Below are 1,207 nucleotides of genomic sequence, written 5' to 3'. Positions count from 1 at the left end.
CTTAGTGGTGCAGAAAACTTTCCGGACTTTCAAGTTGAGAACACAGTGACACGGAAGAACTCAATTTGTTGCTCTATCTGCGTTCGTTTTTTTAGTGAAGCAGTGGCAGGTGGAGGACTGTTTCGAGGTAAGGTAGCTAATCGGGGAATTGGGAGGCGTTGATAACACAACCGTTTAATTTCGCGTAATCCTAACTGTAAAAAACTTAATCCCCTCTGGCTATGCCAGTCGAGCATTTTGCGCCGACCTTCATGGACGACAACCAGAGCAAGAGCAATGGCAATTAAGGAAGCAGCAGCCAGGAGCATCAATAGACAATTGAGGGCTTGAGCATCGCGCAAGTGAGAACGAATGAGTTCAAAAGCTGCCGACTTGTAGTCCTTAAAATGGGGTTCTATTCCCCCAAACCGCTGACCATAGACTTCAAAAGTCTGCAAGGATGGAGGTACATTTGAGAAGACAGCCCAAGGTTCTCTCGCTAGAGCTAAATGGGCCGTGGCCAGATGACACTGAATGTCTTGTAAAACCGTGACTTCTCGAAAAAGATAGGCTTCGCCCTCTGGGGGGAAAAGATCAGCAACCGCAGCCGTTTTACCATTGGAGCGCGTAATATTCAGGTCAGATTTCGCACGAATTGCCCACGACCATTCATGGTCTCGTAACCACCGGATTAACGCACCATGTTCAAATCCTCGGTCTGCTAATAATGTTACTGAACATCCCGGCGGCAGTAGTCGCACAGTGGTTTCTAGTACGGAGCAGTAATCCTCAAAACCTACCGTGGCACTGCCATGTAACAACACCGTTTGCCCCAAAGCAATTGATCGTCCTCCCCAAATTAAACAGACCTCAATTAGACAATACTCATCCCATAGCACACTGGTATCGAGTGTGAGCGTCATCGGCATTCCCGCCCATGCTGTTAGAAACTTCTCCAACAAAGGGAAATAGAAGGTTTCAGCGTTGATTTTGGGATTATGGACAAAGTAGTTTAATCGCTCCATGTGGCTACGGGCCTTGCAGTCCCGATGACTCAGATAGGGTAACCAGTGGCTCAGACAGGCGCTCTGTGCTTGTAAAATTGCTGCTACATTTTCACAAAACACTTGTAGATGTCGTTGGTCTTGGGGATGAATCCATTGACTTACTTGATCTTGTACTTGACGATAAAGATGGGGGACTGGCATAGGGTAGTTTTTGTGTGGAA

1 protein-coding gene is annotated in these 1,207 nt (G+C 47.1%); it reads right to left on the bottom strand.

What is annotated here, in order from left to right; genetic code table 11:
• Positions 1-29 precede the first annotated feature (29 nt).
• On the bottom strand, positions 30-1,187 hold the full coding sequence (locus IQ259_RS26915; RefSeq protein WP_193889024.1) for a transposase: 1,158 nt from the start codon (positions 1,185-1,187) through the stop codon (positions 30-32).
• Between the last annotated feature and the right edge of the window lie 20 nt (positions 1,188-1,207).

Source organism: Fortiea sp. LEGE XX443, from assembly GCF_015206815.1.
Taxonomy (GTDB): Bacteria; Cyanobacteriota; Cyanobacteriia; order Cyanobacteriales; family Nostocaceae; genus Nostoc_B.
The sequence above is the reverse complement of the archived record's forward strand: the minus strand, read 5'-3'. Positions and strand labels throughout refer to the sequence as shown.